Source organism: Streptosporangium sandarakinum (assembly GCF_050942225.1).
Lineage (GTDB): Bacteria > Actinomycetota > Actinomycetes > Streptosporangiales > Streptosporangiaceae > Streptosporangium > Streptosporangium nondiastaticum.
On the sequence record NZ_CP192034.1, the window covers coordinates 2,730,480 to 2,746,427 of the forward strand.

General features: G+C 73.0%; 6 protein-coding genes, 1 tRNA gene and 1 pseudogene. 2 read left to right on the forward strand and 6 right to left on the reverse strand.

Going from position 1 to position 15,948, the window contains the following annotated elements; translation table 11 throughout:
• Positions 1 to 61 precede the first annotated feature (61 nt).
• The 6 genes and pseudogenes from ACQP10_RS12715 to ACQP10_RS12740 all read right to left on the reverse strand — a co-directional run.
• Positions 62 to 247 (reverse strand): annotated as a pseudogene (locus ACQP10_RS12715) (MbtH family protein); the annotation flags it as partial.
• An 11-nt stretch (positions 248 to 258) separates the two neighbouring features.
• Positions 259 to 2,313: an SDR family NAD(P)-dependent oxidoreductase gene (locus ACQP10_RS12720; protein ID WP_433541412.1), complete on the reverse strand. Its 2,055-nt coding sequence runs from the start codon at positions 2,311 to 2,313 to the stop codon at positions 259 to 261.
• Complete coding sequence (locus ACQP10_RS12725) at positions 2,259 to 5,876, reverse strand: type I polyketide synthase (protein WP_433541413.1); 3,618 nt, start codon at positions 5,874 to 5,876, stop codon at positions 2,259 to 2,261. The genes ACQP10_RS12720 and ACQP10_RS12725 overlap by 55 nt, the downstream gene beginning before the upstream one ends.
• 226 nt (positions 5,877 to 6,102) lie before the next feature.
• Positions 6,103 to 11,847 carry an amino acid adenylation domain-containing protein gene (locus ACQP10_RS12730; RefSeq protein ID WP_433541414.1) on the reverse strand — a complete coding sequence of 1,915 codons (5,745 nt, stop codon included), beginning with the start codon at positions 11,845 to 11,847 and terminating at the stop codon, positions 6,103 to 6,105.
• Between the two features lie 681 nt (positions 11,848 to 12,528).
• Entirely contained in the window at positions 12,529 to 13,299 is a 771-nt protein-coding gene (locus tag ACQP10_RS12735; RefSeq protein WP_346020257.1) for a transcriptional regulator, read from the reverse strand.
• Between the two features lie 62 nt (positions 13,300 to 13,361).
• A tRNA-Leu gene (locus tag ACQP10_RS12740) sits at positions 13,362 to 13,435 on the reverse strand.
• 128 nt (positions 13,436 to 13,563) lie between these two features.
• On the opposite strand from ACQP10_RS12740, the gene ACQP10_RS12745 reads away from it, so the two are divergent.
• Both ACQP10_RS12745 and ACQP10_RS12750 read left to right on the forward strand, forming a co-directional pair.
• Entirely contained in the window at positions 13,564 to 14,157 is a 594-nt protein-coding gene (locus ACQP10_RS12745) for an ANTAR domain-containing response regulator (protein ID WP_189245018.1), read from the forward strand.
• A gap of 523 nt (positions 14,158 to 14,680) precedes the next feature.
• A complete protein-coding gene (locus ACQP10_RS12750; protein WP_386148674.1) occupies positions 14,681 to 15,850 on the forward strand; it encodes a branched-chain amino acid ABC transporter substrate-binding protein in 1,170 nt (389 codons plus the stop codon).
• Positions 15,851 to 15,948: the final 98 nt, after the last annotated feature.

A 15,948-nucleotide genomic window follows, 5' to 3' on the forward strand; every position in this document is an offset into this window, starting at 1 on the left:
TGCCCGTGTCCGCGTCCGTCTCCGTCCTCGCGTCCGTATCCGCTCCCGCGCCGGCGGCCATGGCCTCGCGCAGGCTCCGCGGCCGCATGTCGGTCCACACCCGCTCGATGTGGGCCAGGCACTCCTCCCTGGACCCGGTGAAACCCTCGTCGTGCCAGCCGTCGGGGTTGCTCCGGCCGGCCGGCCAGACCGAGTACTGCTCCTCGTCGTTGACGACGACCTTCGTGTCGGCGACCTTCGTGTCCATGACTGACTCGCTCACTGCTGCTCGCTCCTGCGGGGAAGCCGGGGGATGACGGTTTGACCGGTGGGCGCGGACGGGGCGTCCGCCGCCGTGGCGGCGCGGGTCTGCTCGATCAGCGCGGTGACCCCCGCGACCGTGGGCTCCTCGAACAGGCTGCGCATCGGCAGCCGCACGCCGAGCTCCTTGCGGATCAACGCGATGAGCTGCACCGCGATCAGCGAGTTGCCGCCGAGTTCGAAGAAGTCGTCGTCGACGCCGATGCGTTCACCGCCGAGCACCTCGCCCCACAGCCTGGCGACGGCGGCCTCGACCTCACCGCGCGGCGCGACGTAGCCCTCGTCCGCCGGCCGGGCGGGCCGCTCCGCCACCGCCGCCGGGTCCAGCTCCGTCTCGACCGTCTCCTGGGTGACCGAGCCGACGTTCGCCAGGTAGCCGGCCAGCGGCGTCGCCGCGACCACCACCTGCGGTCCCAGCGGGACGGCCAGCAGGCGGCGGAACGCGTCGGCGCCGTCGGCCGGGCGGATGCCCACCTCGCTCGCCGTGTCCGCCCCGCCCGCCGCCGCGGCCCGCCCGTCCCGCCCGGCGGACCCCTCCGGCGCGGACGGCTCGTCCGGGACGCTCCCGTCCGCCGCCGCGCGTTGCGCGCCCGCGTGGGCCGTCACCCCGGCCACCACGGCGTCGGTGTCGATCCGCCGCAGCACGTAGTCGGACATCTCCGCCAGGACCGTGCCGTCCATCCCGATGAACGTCACGTCCACCGCGAGCACCTCGTCGGTGTCGCTGTCCCGGAACCGCATGTGGCTCCAGAACGACCTCGGCAGCCGGTCCCGGACCGTGATCCGCCCGTAGCCGAGCGGCAGGTAGTGTCCCTGGATGTCCACCCAGGTGAAGGACGTCGCGCTGTCCATCAGCGCCGGGTGCAGCCCCCACCGGTCCAGGTCCAGCGCCACCAGGTCGTCGGCCTCGAACAACCCCAGCGCCTCGTTCCGCCCGATGTGGCAGCCCCGCATGTTGCGCCCCCAGTGCGGGCCGAGCTCCAGCAGCCCCGACAGCGGAACCCCGCCCTGGTCCGTCCCCGCCGGAGCGCACCGCGCCGCGATCGCCGCCACGTCCACGTACGGCGCCGGCCCCGGATCGACCCGGGCCGCCGTGCCCCGCGCGTGGACCCGTTCCCGGCCGCCGATGACGCTGCGCACCTGGAACTCCGCGCCCTCGGCCTCCGGCGCGAACACCACCCGGATCTCCGCCGACGCGCCGTCGGCCACCGACAGCGGCTCGACGAACACCACGTCACGCAGCTCCACCACCCCGCCGGACGGCGGCAGCACCGCGTCGCTCGCACACCGGGCCATCTCCACGTGCCCCGTGCCCGGCAGCACCGGCACGCCGGAGATGCGGTGCTCGTCGAGCACCCAGTGCGTCTCGGGGGCGACGTGCCCGCCGACCCAGCCCAGGCCGTCACCGTCCGGCTCGTGCCGCGCCGTCAGGATCGGATGGTCCACCGCCCGGATCCGGTCGCCGCGCCGCAACGCCACGAACCCGGCCGGAGCGGCGACCTCGGCCGCCATGCCGACCTCCAGCCACCTGCCCCAGTTGACCGACACGACCGCCGCCGCCCGCCAGCCGTGCTCGCCCCTGGCGTGCGCGTCCAGGAAGTTGTTGGCCGCGCAGTAGTCGACCTGCCCGAACCCGCCCGCCACCGCCGTGATCGACGAGCACAGCACGACGGCCTCCAGGTCGAGGTCGCCGAACGCGTCACGCAGCGCGAGCGTGCCCGCCACCTTGGGCGCCAGCACCTCCTCGGCCGCCGCCCGCTCCTTGACCTCGGCCATGCCGCCGCCGGGCAGCCCCGCCGCGTGCACCACCACGTCCACCCGGCCGAACCTGGCGAGCACCTCGTCCCTGACGCGCCGCATGTCGTCCGCGCGGGTCACGTCGGCCGCGAGCACCACCACCTCCGCCCCGGCGGCCTCCATCCGGCGGATCGCCGCGATCGCCCGGCCCGCCCGGCCCGTCACGTGCGCATCCCACTCCGACCGGTCCGGCAGCCCGGACCTCGACAGCAGCACCAGCCGCACCCGCGCCCGGGACGCCAGGTCGGCGGCCAGCGAGATCCCGATGCCCCCAGGCCGCCGGTGACCAGGTAGACCTGCCCGTCCCGCGGCCCCGCCCCGGCACCCGGCCCCGCGGCGCCCGGCTCCCCAGTGACGTCCGGCACGGCGGGCACCTCGACCGGCTCGTAGTGCCGCAGCCAGCGCCGCCCGCCCCGCAGCGCCACGGACGGCAGCAGCCCCGCCTCGTCCGGCTCCGGCCGCCTGCCCAGCTCCGCCGCGGCGTGCCGCGCCCAGTCGCCCCGCCCGCCGGCGTCCACGTCCACGTGCCGCACCCGCAGCCACGGCGTCTCCAGCGGCACCACCCGGGGGAAACCGGCCAGCGTCGCGTGCTCCGGCCGGAGCAGGTCACCGCCGACGACGTCCTCGGTCCCCGAGGTCACCAGGTCCAGCTCGACCTCACCGGAGGGCTGCGCCGCCGTCAGCGCCTGCACCAGCGCCAGCACGCTGAAGAAACCCCGGTCCTGCGCCCGCCACACCTCACCGGCCCCGTCCGCCGGGTCGCCGCCGGCCGTCCAGGCGTGCACCACCCTGCCCGGCGCCGAACCCAGCTCCGCCAGCAACGCGTCGTAGTCGGCCCGCTCCGCCGGCCGTACGGTGAAACCCGCCTCCGACGCCGAGAACGCCGCACCCGGCCGCACCTCGGTCACCTCGGCCCCGGCCGCGCGCAGCGCCGCCACCAGCGCCGCCGAACCCTCGTCGGCGAACACCAGCGCGCGGCCCACCGGCACGGACGCCACCGGCACCGGAGCCGCCTGCCGCCACACCGGCACGCTGAACCACTCCGACGGCGGCAGCTCCCCACCGGCCGGCGCCGCGTGGTTGGCCACCCCGCCGACGAACGCCCCCTGCGGATCCGGGTCGATCCACGCCCTGCGCCGCTCCCACGGGTAACCCGGCAGCGACACCCGGCGGCCCGGATCCCCGAACTCGCCCAGCTCCAGGCCGTTCACCCACAGCGTCCCGACGGCGGCCGACAGCACCCGCACATCGTCGCCCACGTCCTTCGGGCCGGGCAGCGACGCCAGCGGAGCCACCCCGCCCGCCGGAACCTGCGCCCCCGCCAGCCCGGCGAGCTGCCCGCCCGGACCGCACTCGATCATGATCCACTCACCGTCGGCGAGCAGGTTCGCCACGCAGTCACCGAACCGCACCGGCTCACGCAGGTGCCGCGCCCAGTAGGACGGGTCGGTCGCCTCCTCCGCCGTGATCCAGGTGCCGGTCACGTTCGACAGGAACGGCAGTCCCGGCGCCGACCGCTCCACCGAGGCCACCAGCTCCCGGAACTCTCCCAGAACCGGCTCCATCATCGCCGAGTGGAAGGCGTGGGAGGTGCGCAGCACCACCCCGCCCACCCCCTCCTCCTCCAGCTGGGCCGCCAGCTCCTCGATCGACGCCGACGGCCCCGCGACCACGCACGTCCCCGGCCCGTTGACCCCCGCGACCGACACGTCGTCCGGCAGCAGCGGGCCGACCTCCTCCGGCATCAGCCGCACCGCCAGCATCGACCCGCCCGGCAGCCCCTGCACCAGCCGCCCCCTGGCCGCCACCAGCCGCAACGCGTCCGGCAGGCCGAACACCCCCGCCACCGTCGCCGCGACGTACTCCCCGACGCTGTGACCGATCATGGCCGCCGGCTCCACGCCTAGCGACCTCCACAGCACCGCCAGCGCGTACTCCACGGTGAACAGCGCCGGCTGGGTCAGCTCGGTCCGCCGCAGCCGCTCCCCGGCCTCCTCGCCCCCGTCGAAGATCAGCTCCCGCAGGTCCTCGCCCAGCACCGGCAGCAGGATCTCCGCGCACTCGTCGACCGCCTCGGCGAACACCCGCTCCGTGCGGTACAGCTCCGCGCCCATCCCCGCGTACTGCGAGCCCTGCCCGGAGAACAGGAACGCCACCCCCGGGGCGCGCCGCGACGCCGTACCGGAGATCACCCGCCGCGGATCGGCCAGCGCCGCCACCGCGTCGGTCACGTCGGACGCCACCACCGCCAGCCTGCGCGGCAGCTCCCTGCGCCCCACCCGCAACGTGTGGGCCACGTCGCCCAGCCGCAGGTCCGGACGCTCCGCCAGATGCCCGGCCAGCCGCTCGGCCGCCGCCGCCAGCGCCGTGTCGGTCCGCGCCGACAGCCGCAGCAGATGCGCCGACCGCGCCCCCGAACCCCCCGGGCCGTCTGTGCCGTCCGTGCCGTTCACGTCCTCGCGCTCGACGGCCGGGGCCTCCTCCAGCACGATGTGCGCGTTCGTGCCGCCGATCCCGAACGAGCTCACCCCCGCCCGCCGCGGGAAACCGTCGCGCTCCCACTTCGTCGGCGCGGCCGCCACATAGAACGGGCTCGCCGCGAAATCGATCTTCGGGTTCGGGCTCCGGTAGTGCAGCGTCGGCGGGATCAGCCCGTTCTCCAGCGCCAGCACCGCCTTGATCAGGCTCGCGATGCCCGCCGACTGGCCCAGGTGCCCGATGTTGCTCTTCACCGAGCCGATGCCGCACCACTGCGTGTCGGCCGTGTCCTGCTGGAACACGCTGCTCAGCGCCGCCACCTCGATCGGGTCGCCCAGCGCGGTGCCCGTGCCGTGCGCCTCCACGTAGGTCACCGTCCGCGGGTCCACCCCGCCCACCCCGAGCGCCTGCGCGACCACGGCCGCCTGGCCGTCCATGCTGGGCGCCGAGAACCCGACCTTGCCCGCGCCGTCGTTGTTGATCGCGTTGCCCAGGACGACGGCCCGGACGTTGTCACCGTCGGCCAGCGCCTCCGACAGCCGCTTCAGCACCACCACCCCGCCGCCGCTGCCCCAGATCGTGCCCGCCGCCTTCGCGTCGAAGGCCCGGCAGTGACCGTCGGGGGAGACGATGCCGTCCTCGTCGTAGACGTACCCCTGCCCCTGCGGCAGGTCCAGCATCGCGCTGCCCGCCAGCGCCATGTCGCACTCGCCGTTGCGCAGCGCCTCCGCCGCCACGTGCACCGCCACCAGCGACGTCGAACACGCCGTGTGCAGCGTGTAGCTCGGACCCCGCAGGTCCAGCTTGTACGACGCCAGCGTGGCGCAGTAGTCGACATGGTTGCCCACCATCACGGCCAGCCAGCCCGCGTTCGCGTGCGCCTGGGCGTTGCTGCGGATGTTGATCCACTGGTAGAAGTCCGAACCCGACCCGGCGTAGACACCGATCTCACCCGGATACCGGAACGGGTCGTAACCGGCGTCCTCCAGCGCCGTGTGCGCCAGCTCCAGGAAGAGCCGGTGCTGCGGATCCCGGATCTCCGCCTCCCGGATCGACATGCCGAAGAACGCGGCGTCGAAATCCTGGTGGTCGTCCAGCATCATCGCGGCCGGGACGAAGTTCGGATCCTCCAGCACCCGCTCCGAGACGCCCAGCGCCCGCTGCTCCTCCAGGGTGAACCGCGTCAGCGACTCCACCCCGTCGGCGAGGTTGCGCCAGAACTGCCCGGCGTCCCCGGCTCCCGGCACCCGGCACGAAAGACCGATGATCGCGATCGGCTCCACCGTGGGTTCCTCGGCCATGCGTTGGGTCCCTTCCCTCTCACTCACGAGCTCTCCTGCGGCCCGGCGGGCCTCGCGGTTCCGTGGCCCGCCGGCGCGGCGGTCCCTCTTGGGGCCTCTTCGGGGGCGCTTTCTACGGCTTTCTGTGGTTCTCCGGCTTTCCTCTGCGGCTTTCCTCTCCGGCACCCGCGGCCGGGCGCGGGCACCGCACGCGGCGCGGCCCCGCCGTACGGCGGGACCGCCCGGCTCAGTCAGGTCTGCGGGCCCGCCCCCTCATCCGGTCCCGCCGTACGGCGAGCCGCCGCGCGGCCCGGTCCAGACCCGGGCTGTCACCCCCGCCGTCCAGATGCGCCGCCAGGGCCCGCACGGTCGGATGACGGAACAGGTCCACGACCGGAACCTCCCGGCCGAGCACCCCCGCCAGCCGCGCCTGCACCGCGGCGATCGCCAGCGAATGACCGCCGATCTCGAAGAAGTTGTCCGTCGCCCGCACCCGGGGCACACCGAGCACGGCCCGCCACACCTCGGCCACCGCCCGCTCCGTCGGCCCCGAGGGCTCCCCACCCGGACCACCACCCGCACCGCGCCCCGGCACCCTCGCCGGACCGCCACCGGGACCACCGGCCGGGCCGTGGCCCCGCCCCGCGGACATCGCCGCCGGATCGAGTCCCGGAACACCGGCCGGACCACCGCCGGGACCGCCGTCCAGGCCGTGGCCCCGCCCGGCGGACATCGTCGCCGGACCGGGCGCCCGCAGACGCAACGCGGCACGATCCACCTTGCCGTTCGGCGTCAACGGCAACGCCGCCACCACCTCCACCCCGGCGGGCACCGCGTACTCCGGCAGCACGCCCCGCAGATGCTCCAGCAGCCGCGCGGACGACACCCCCGGCCTGACCGGGACGGCGTAGCCGTACAGCACCGCCTCACGCCCGCCACCGGCACCGCCGGCGCCGCCCACCGCCACGACCGCCGCCGACCGCACCGCCGGATGAGCCGCCAGCGCCGCCTCCACCCCGCCCGGCTCCACTCGGAAGCCCCGCACCTTCACCTGGTCGTCCCGCCGCCCGGCGAGCGTCACCGTCCCGTCCGGGTTCAACCGCCCCAGGTCACCGGTCCGGAAACCCTCCGCGGTGAACCGCGCCCGGGTCAGCTCGGCGTCGAGGTAGCCGTCCGCGAGGTTGGCGCTGCGCACCACCACCTCGCCCAGCTCACCCACCCCCGCCCGGCCACCGTGCCCGGCCAGCACCAGCAGCTCGCTGCCCTCGACCCCCCGCCCGGCCGGCACCGGCTCCGCGCTCTCCGCCGCGCCGGGCGGAACCTCGTACCACGCGTGCGCCTGCGGCGTCTCCGTCGTGCCGTAGAACGCCACCACACGCGCCGCGGGCGCCAGGCGACGCAACCGCCCGGCGTCGGCGAAGGTGAGACGGTCACCTCCCGTCGCGATCAGCCGCACATCCGGCAGCACCCCGCCCGTCCCGCACAGCATCCGCGCCAGCTGCGGCGTCAGATGCAGCACGGTCACGCGGCGCTCACGCAGCCATTCCGCCAGCCGCAGCGGATCACGTACCGTCGCCGCCTCGGGGACGCACAGCCGCGCACCCGCCACCAGCGGCACGAACAGGTCCCGCAGCGCCGGATCGTGCGCGAGCCCCGACAGCAACGCGAAACGGTCGGCCGGCGACACCCCGAACGTCTCCACGTACCAGTGCGCGAAGTGCGCCAGCGGACCCTCACCCGTCACCACCGGCTTGGGCTCACCCGTCGTGCCCGACGTCAGCGACAGATACCCCCGCGCCGGACGCGGCTCCGCCCCCGGCGCATCCGCCTCCGGTGGCGCGGTCTCCCGCGCGTCAGGCGCTTCGATCCTCCGTACGCCGGGCGGCGCGGTCTCCCGCGCACCGGGCGGCGTGGCCCCCCGCGCGTCAGCCGGTGCGACCTCCCACCCGTCGAGCGGCACGATCTCCCGCAGACCCGCGGGCATCGGCAGGTCCGCGTCGCCCGGCGTCCCCGGGCAGCGCAGCACCGCCACGGCCCCCGCGGCCTCCACCTGACGCGCCAGCACCGCCACCGGATACGCCGGATCGAGGACCACCCACCTCGCCCCGCTCACCAGCACGCCCAGCAGCACGCCCGGCAACTCTGGAACCCGCGACGCCAGCACCGCCACCGCCTGCCCCGGCTCCACCCCCGCCCCGCGTACCGCCCCGGCCACCCGGTCCCGCAACGACGCCAGCGCCGCGCCGTCCAGCACCCGCCCCGAACCCTCCGCCACCGCGTCCGCCCGCAGGGACTCCGGCAGCCCGGGACCGTCCCACGCGGGTGGCGACTCGGACGCCACCGGCTCTCCGCCCGCCGGGTCCTCCGCAGTCCGCGCCAGCCGTACCGGCTCGTCCGGACGCGCCAGCAGATCCTCCAGCAGGCACGCGTAACCCGCCAGCAGGGCCTCCATCCGCGCCGCGGAGAACAGATCCGGGTTGTACACCAGCTGCAGGGCGTAACCTCCCGCGGACCCGGGCCCCGGCTCAGCACCCGACCCCGCCTTCGGCCCCGGTCCCGGTTCGGGCCCCGGCTCCGCCGCGACGTACAGCGTCAGGTCGAACAGCGAACCCGGCAGGCCCGCCGCCAGCGGCTCCGCCGTACATCCCGGCAGGTCCAGCTTCGCCCCGGCGAAGTCGTACATGTTGAACAACACCTGCGTCACCGGGTTCCGCCCCAGATCCCGGGGCACCCGCAACGCCTCCACCACCCGCTCCAGCGGCACGTCCCCCCGCGCCACCACCTCCGCCAGCTCGTCCCGGCACCGCAGCACGGACTCGGCGAAGGACGCGTCGCCGTCCTGGCGCAACCGCAGCGGCAGCATCCGCACGCACATCCCCACCAGCTCCGCGAACGCCGCGCGCCCCCGATCGGCGTACGGCGTGCCGACCAGCAGGTCCCGCTCACCGGTCAACCGGGCCACCAGCTCACCGAACGCCGCCAGCAGCACCGGGTACGGCGTCACCCCAAGCTCCGCCGCCAGCCGCCTGACCCGCCCGCCCAGCTCACCGTCCAGCCCCGCCCGCCGTACGGCGCCGCGGAACGTCTGCACCGGCGGACGCGGCGCGTCCCTCGGCAGGTCCACCACCGTCGGCGCGCCCTCCAGATGGGCACGCCACCACTCCAGTGCCTCCCCGGAGGCTCCACCCGCGGAGACCCCGCCCCCGGAGATCCCGCTGCCAGAGGCCCCGTCACCGGTGGCCTCAGCCCCGGAGGCCCCGTCCACGGGGAGCCCCGCCCCGGAGGCCCCGCCGTCCCGCTCCCGCGCCCACCGCACGTAGTCGCCGAACGAGACCCCCACCGGCTCCAGCGCCCCACCCCGGTAGGCCACGCCCAGATCCCGGAAGAACACATCCTGCGACCAGCCGTCGAACACGATGTGGTGCACCGTCACCGCCACCACGTGCTCGTCCGCCGCCAGCCGCACCAGCCTGGCCCGCAGCAGCGGCCCCGCCGCCAGGTCGAACCGCTCCCGGGCCTCGCGGTCCAGCACCCGCGCCAGCGCCGCCTCCCGCGCGTCCGTCGCGAGACCGGACAGATCCTCCACGGGCAAAGGCACCGGCCCCGCCGGAGCCACCGACACCCGCGGCACACCGTCCTCCGCCGGAACCCGCCACCGCAACGCCTCGTGCCGGGCCACCACGGCCTCAAGCGCCCGCTCCAGGGCACCCGCGTCCAACGGGCCCCGCACCCGCTCCGCCATCGCGATGTTGTGCGCCGGGGTGTCCGGCGCCAGCCGCTCCACGAACCACATGCGCCGCTGCGCCGCCGACAGCACCGGCCCCACGGCGGCACCGGCGGCATCGGCCGACGGCACCGGCCTCGCGGCGGCACCGGAGGCGCCGGGGACGCCGTCCCGGACATCCTCGTTCTCCGGAGGAGCCCCGTCCTCCGCGAGACCCCCGCCCCGGCCGGAGCCCCCGACACGCGGCGCGCCCGCCACCCTCGCCGCCAGCGCGCCGTACACCCGGGCCGAATGGACGTCCTCGACCGAGATCTCCCGCCCCAGCTCCGCCCGGACCGCCGCCACCAGCCGCATCGCACGCAGCGAGTGCCCGCCGACGGCGAAGAAGTCGTCGTCCGCCTCAGGCGGCGGAGCCTGCAGCACCCGCGACCAGATCGCCGCCAGCCCGCCGTCCCCCGCCTGCCCGGCGAGCCCCGGGACATCGGATGAGCCGGCCGTACCATCCGGAAGCCCGGCCGCCGCAGCGGACCCGGCGGCCACCGGGCCGTACGCGGCCCGCAGCGCGCCCAGATCCACCTTCCCCGACGCGTTCAGCGGCAACGCCGCCACCCGCACCACCCTCGTCGGCACCATGTACGGCGGCAGCCGCGACGCGCAGTGCTCCCGCAACGCGGCCAGGTCGGGCGCGTCCAGCGGCGCCACGTACGCCACCAGCTCCCCGGGCGCGTCCACCACCGCCTGCAGCACCCCCGGGTGAGCCCGCACCACCGACTCGACCTCGCCGATCTCCACCCGCTGCCCCTGGACCTTCACCTGCCGGTCCAGCCGCCCCATGAACGCGATCCGGCCGTCCTCCTGCCAGGCCACCCGGTCACCCGTCCGGTACAGCCGCGCGCCGGGCTCAGCCGAGAACGGATCGGGCACGAACCGCTCGGCCGTCAGCCCCGGACGACCCAAATACCCCCGGCTCACCTGCGGACCGCCGATGTGCAGCTCACCCGGCACCCCCACCGGGCACTCCCGCATCCGATCGTCCAGCACGTGCGCCCGGCAGCCGGCCAGCGGGCGGCCGATCGGCAGCGGCCGGTCCCACACCCCCGACAGCTCCGCCCCCACCACGCACACCGTCGTCTCCGTCGGCCCGTACCAGTTGTGGAACCGCGCGTACGCCGACCACCGGGCCACCTGCTCCGGCCCCGGAGGCTCCCCGGCCGTCACCAGATCCCGCAGAAACGGCAGCCGCGCCGGATCCACCAGCGGAAGCAGGGCGGGCGGCACGAACCCCCACGTGACCTCGTGCGCCTCCAGGAACCGCTGCAACCGGCCCGGATCCACCCTGTCCTCGTCCGGCACGAGCCGCACGCACCCGCCCGCCGCCAGCGGCGCGAACATGTCGAGCACCGACACGTCGAACCCCAGCGCCGAGAACGCGATCGACCGGCACGAGGCGTCCAGCCCGAAACGCGCCACCGCCGCCGTCACGAACGCCACCGCCGAGGCGTGGTCCACCACCACGCCCTTGGGGCGGCCCGTCGAACCCGACGTGTACAGCACGTACGCGGCGTTGCCGGGACGGGCGTCCCCGGAGACCGGAACCCCGCCGGAGACCGAAACCCCGGAGCCGGGGACTCCGGAGGACGGATCGCCGGGAGGCCGGCCGGTGAGGATCGGCTCGGAGGGGAGCGGCCCGGCGGGGGAAAGCCCGGCGGGGGACGGCTCGGCCGGGGACGACACGATCTCCGGGACGACCAGCGTGCGCCCGCACTCCCGCAGCAGGCCACGGCCGTCCTCGTCGGCCACGACCACGCCGATCGCCGCGTCCTCGATCACCTCCTGGAGCCGGCGACGGGGATGCCCCGGGTCCAGCGGGACGTAGGCGCCGCCCGCCAGCATCACGCCGAGCGCCGCCACCGGCATGAGCGGGGTGCGCCGCAGGCACAACCCCACCCGGACCTCGGGGCCGACCCCGAGGGCACGCAGCCGAGCCGCCAGCGCGGTGGCCGAGGAAAGCAGGTCACGGTAGGTGAGAAGGGCGTCCCACTGGCGGACGGCCGGGGAGCCGGGGGAGCGGGCCGCCTGCGCGGCGATGAGGTCGCACAGCGTGGTCCGGGGGGAGACATGGGACGGTCCCGACGTCCATTCGACGGGAACCGGGGTCGCCGGCGGTGTTCCCGCGGGTGCTTCCGCAGGCGTCTCCGCCGGAGATGAGACGTGTCGCGTACCTGGCAACGAGGCGGACGAGGGGTCCTCCCGCATCGCTTCGAGCATCCACCCCCCATAGTCCTAAACAGGGGTTTTGCCCCGTAAAGTATTAATAGCGGTAAGGCACGTTATTCCTACGTTTCCGGGGTAATCCGCGTCAAGAGATGAATCTTCAAGCATGTTCGAATGCCGGTTTCGGGTCTGAGTGAAGACCGGGAAGTCTGGGAACGGCTTGACATAACCGCATGTCACAGCGGGATAACGCGGAGAGCCGGGCCGGTCGGCCCCGCGGCGTGGTCTCGCGTCTCACCTGCCGGGCACCCAGCGCAGTGGTGGGCTACGAAGAGCAAGTGACCGAAAATGGTATTTCGGACACGGACATATTTCGCCATATTTCGGTCTTATGCCCCCGAAGCCCCTCCGGGCCCTCGCACCCGCCGAACCCCGCGTCCCTGGCCGGTCCCCACCCCCGGCCGAACCCCACGCCCCGTCCCGTCCCGCGTCACCCGCCTCCGCGCCCGGAGGGCGGCCGTACCCGGAAGGCGGCCGTGCTGGAGGGCGGCCGTGCCGGAAGGGTGGCCTCGGCTTGATCGAACCGGGACCGCCCGGCCGCCCGGCCGGGCGTGAAGAGCGGAGCGTCCACTGCCGGGGACGGGGTCCGAAAGCGCGGAACCGGCCGTGTGCGCTCCAGGGTTCCGGCGCTCCGGCGCTTCAGGCCGCCAGAGCGTCGGGCGCCCGGACATCGCCTCAGTACTTCGGCCCCACGAACTCGTCCAGCCGAGCGACGGCCTCCCGTCTGGCGATGGAGATGGCGTTGGGCTTCGAATGGCGCCACTTCACATCGAGAAGGTCGAGCGCCTTCCCGCACAGCTCCAGGATGTCGCGGGATTCGTTGACGAACAGATAGCGAGGGTATTCGTGGAAACACGTCTCGTCGGCCGATTTTCCCTTCACTCTGTTGGCCAGACGGCATCCATCGGAATGCATGAGACCTCGGACGAGGTTGCCGGGATTCGCGTCGACGATCTGCTGCTGCCATTCTTCCAGCCTGATCGGGCGATCCTGCTTCTTCCCCGGACCGTGCTGCGGGAACAGGTGGGGCCAGTGCTTGGAGAAGGAGTTGATCTCCGTGCAGCCCTGTCGGGGGAGTCTGCGCACCTTGTTGTCGGGCCTGATGGCGAGAAGCGCTTCGGCGCACTCGTCTTGGAGGCCTGGCCAGGAATCCGCGCACATGATGCGTAATGACCAGACCTGTTTCGCCGGATCACCGATGACGCTGATACAGCCGTCCCCAAGATGGAGGCCGAGGAGATAGGCGTATGCGCTCTGCGGTTCAGGGGGTCTCGGAACGGTCTCGCACCGGGGGCAGAGAGTCGTTTTCGCAGAGGGGCGCCATTGGGAGTCCCGCCGACCCCTGATCGTGGAGTGGGGAACTCCTGTCAGACGGCTGACCGCGCTGATGGTCTCACCGGTCGCCAGAAGCCGACGCACTCTTTCACGGACGGTGTCGGTGTGCATGCGCAGAGTTTCTCGGGGAGGTACGAAAAAACCGCTCGCCTCGAAAGGCGAGCGGTTTTCAGTGCCCCGAGTGGGACTCGAACCCACACTTAATGGATTTTGAGGCCATCGACTCTGCCAATTGGTCTATCGGGGCATAAATCCGGACTTGTCCGGTTTTGTCGTCGGCTAGAGCTTACCCAGAACTGGATCGGACTCGGACACCGGCGTGGTCCCAATCTAGCGGACGTCGGTACCCTCTTGCTCGTGAGTACGCAGCGGCGAGTGGTGATCGCGGAAGACGAGGCCCTGATCCGCCTCGATCTCAAGGAGATGCTGGAAGAGGACGGTTACGCCGTCGTCGCCGAGGCGGCGGACGGTGAGGCCGCGGTGCAGCTGGCGGCCGAGCACCGGCCGGATCTGGTGATCCTGGATGTGAAGATGCCGGTGTTGGACGGTATCTCGGCGGCGGAGCAGATCGTGGCGCGGCGGATCGCGCCGTGTCTGATTCTGACGGCGTTCTCGCAGCGTGATCTGGTGGAGCGGGCGCGGGACGCCGGGGCGATGGCGTATCTGGTGAAGCCGTTCACGAAGTCGGATCTGGTGCCGGCGATCGAGATGGCGGTGAGCCGGCATGAGGAGATCGCGGCGCTGGAGCGTGAGGTCGGGACGCTGTCGGATCGGCTGGAGACGCGGAAGTTGGTGGAGCGGGCGAAGGGGCTGCTGATGGCGCAGCATGGTTGGTCCGAGCCGCAGGCGTTCCGGTGGATTCAGAAGGCGTCGATGGATCGGCGGTTGAGCATGCGTCAGGTGGCGCAGATCGTGGTCGACGGTGTGTCGGAGGGGCCGGGGGAGGAGCAGGGGCCGTCGGAGGGTTGATCCGTCTGCGGGTGGTTTGTTCGTAGTCGGCCTGTTCCTGGATGGTCCGCTCGGGGGCGGACTGTGGGGTGGCCGGTTCGGGGTGGGCGGCCGGTGTGGGGACCGGTGGTCCTGGGTCGGGTGACGGGGTCGGGGGTCGGTTCGGGGACCGGTTCGGGGTGGGCGGTGTGCCCGTTGTGGCGGGTGCCGGGGTGTCTTGGTGTTTCGTGGGTTTCGGGGCCCGCGTGCTCTTCGGGTTCGAGGGGGTGCGCGGGTCTTTCGCGTACTTGGAGTGACCTCCCGATGCGGTGCGGGGTCATGGATGACCATGGCTTTTGCCTGGGTAGCCGTAAAGAATCGGTGTAATAACGAAACGGTTACGGGGGCGCTTCCTGTATCGACCCGTGACATGGGCTGGTTGTACTAACCGTCAACAACCCCCTGGCCACTCCGTCAGGGAGGGCATCTGTGAACCCGGTCCCGACTCGGGGGTCCGGGCGAAAGGAAGGCAACTTTGCGGCCTAGGACTGCTCGCCTCGGTGGGTTGCTCGCTGCCGGTCTGGCGCTCTCTCTCGGTCTCGCCGCCTGTGGTGACGGTGGCTCGAGCGCGGAGCCTTCGGAGGGCGGCTCCGGTGCGGCCTCCGGCACGGTCAAGATCGGTTTCATGGGAGACCTGACCGGCCCGAACTCCGGCATCGTCATTCCGCCGAAGAACGGCGCGAAGCTCGTGTTCGACGAGTACAACAAGACGAATCCGTCCGTGAAGATCGAGCTGGTCGAGTACGACAGCCAGGGTGACGGTTCCAAGGCCGTCGGTCTGGCTCAGCAGGCGATCAAGAACGACAAGGTCGCGGCCATGATCGGCCCGGCCTTCTCGGGTGAGTCGGCGCAGGTGGGGCCGGTGCTGGAGGAAGCGCAGCTGCCCAGCATCACGGCGTCGGCGACGAACACGAAGCTGGCTCAGAACGGCTGGAAGTACTGGCACCGCATCCTTCCGAACGACAGCGTGCAGGGTCCCGGTATCGCGGACTTCATCGCGGGTGCCGCGGCGTCGAAGAACGCGTTCGTGATCGATGACAAGTCGGACTACGGCAAGCCGCTGGCCGACGCGGTCAAGGGGCAGCTGGAGACCAAGGGTGTGAAGGTCACCACCGACTCGCTGGACCCGCAGGAGAGCGACTACTCCTCGGTGGTGAACAAGGTCGCGGCGACCAAGCCGGACTCGATCTTCTTCGGTGGTTACTACGCGGCGGCGGGCAACCTGCTGAAGCAGCTGCGTGACAAGGGCGTGAAGGACGCGAAGTTCTTCTCGGCCGACGGTTCGCTGGACAAGGGCCTGATCGACGGCGCCGGTGCGCCGAACGCCGAGGGCGCGCTGGTGGGCTGCCCCTGCTACATCGCCACGGCGGACGTGACCGACGAGAAGGTGAAGAAGTTCGCGGACGCCTACAAGGCGGCCTACAGCGCCGACCCGGCGATCTACGCGGCGGAGGGTTACGACGCGGCGTCGGTCCTCGTGGAGGCGGTGAAGGCGGGCAACACCACCCCGGAGAAGATCAACGAGTTCATCAAGACCGTTGATCTGGCGGGTGTCTCCAAGCAGGTGAAGTTCGGGGCCAACGGTGAGGTCGAGGCCAAGGACATCTACATGTACCAGGTGAAGAACGGCGCGATCACGCTGCTGGGCAAGGCGTCCGAGGCGAAGCTGGGCTAGCGCCGGCCGACGAGAAGAGTAGGTAGTCGACGCGCGGGGAGCGGGAGCGCCGAAGTGCGGTCCCGCTCCCCTTGTGCGTCCGGGCCGGGTTCACGAGG